The following is a 1,050-nucleotide window of genomic DNA, read 5'->3' as shown; positions in this document are numbered from 1 at the left end:
AGCAAAAAACAATACTTCAAAAAGCCTTAAAAATAGAAGAAAATGGAAATATTAGAGAACGTATTTTAATTTTGCTGTTGTTGAATAGTGGAAAAACACAGTTAGAAATTGCTGAAGTTTTGGGTTGTTCAAAGAACACAGTCTGTTATTGGTGTGTCCACGGAGATCCAGATGACTTAGAGAGTCTTAAAGATAAAAGAATGAAAGGCAATCACCAAAAAGCAACAAAACAATATATAGAAGTATTATTAGAATTAGTCGAAAAAGAACCCGAAGAATTAGGATATGAATTTGGTCGATGGACAGCTCAAAAATTAGCCGTTCATTTAGAAGATACAACAGGCATCAAGTTAAGTGGGTCTCAAGTTCGTAGGATACTAGTCAAGAAAAAATATGTTTACCTTTGGTCAAAGTATAGCTTAGATTCTAAAAAAGACCCTAAAAAAAGGGAAGCATTTAAAAAGAAACTAGATGAGTATTTAAAAATAGAAAAAGAAAGCCCAGAGCGTCTTCAGGTATGGTTTTGGGATGAAAGCGGATTTAGTTTGAGAGTCATCAGAAGAAAAAACTGGTGTAAAAGAGGAAAGCGAAAAAAAGTTAGAGGAGACCGTTCGCGCAGCGTCGGGCTTTGCCCGAAAGGCAAGGGAGAGTTAATGTGATGGGAGCTTTGCGATATTCAGATAAAAAAAGATTTGTAGATTTCCTCAAAAAAAGCAATAGTCAAACTTTTTATGAAGTTTTAAAAACCTTTTATAAAGAGCTAGAAAATGAATGGATGGAAGCGGGTAATCAACTAGAAGACTTTGCTAATAAAGGACCGAAAATCGTCATTATTTTAGACAATGCTAGTTTTCACAAAAAAGCCGAATATATTCATAAAATAGAAGAAGATATGCCGAATATTTATTTAGAATATCTTCCCGAGTATAGTCCTGATTATAACTTAATTGAATTGGTTTGGCATTCAGCAAAAGAATATATTGCCAATCGAGTTTTCAAATCAATTGAAGAATTAGAATGTTTGTTAAATCATCTTTTAAATGAAGGAGG

General features: G+C 33.0%; 1 pseudogene. It reads left to right on the top strand.

Annotation, left to right across the window (positions count from 1 at the left end):
- Positions 1 to 1,050 (top strand): annotated as a pseudogene (locus tag F6K38_RS42940) (IS630 family transposase); the annotation flags it as partial.

The organism is Moorena sp. SIO3B2 (assembly GCF_010692525.1).
Classification (GTDB): Bacteria; Cyanobacteriota; Cyanobacteriia; order Cyanobacteriales; family Coleofasciculaceae; genus Moorena; species Moorena producens.
The sequence above is the reverse complement of the archived record's forward strand: the minus strand, read 5'-3'. Positions and strand labels throughout refer to the sequence as shown.